Annotated in this window: 1 pseudogene; it reads right to left on the bottom strand. The window is 36.3% G+C overall.

The annotated features are described in order from the left end of the window. Window positions 1–248: pseudogene (locus ACY2RS_RS15710) on the bottom strand (oxygen-independent coproporphyrinogen III oxidase); the annotation flags it as partial.

Raw genomic sequence — 248 nt, forward strand, 5'->3', positions numbered from 1 at the left:
AGCCATGCATATGTTACGCACAAAGGGTCTTCCTTTTTCGGTGATTTTCATGCCATCTGTAAGCATTATGATGAGTCCATCTGCTTCGGTTTCTTTTAATTGTTCTTGTATGATATGTAACGCTTCGAGCTTCATATCCGGCGTCTCCCACGATGTTTCAAATCGACACATTAAATTAAGAATAGGTTTACGTACAATTTGATCTTCTTCTGTTAAAATATGACCTCTAAATACAGGAATAATATCTT

It is taken from the genome of Patiriisocius sp. 208BN25-11, from assembly GCF_058147145.1.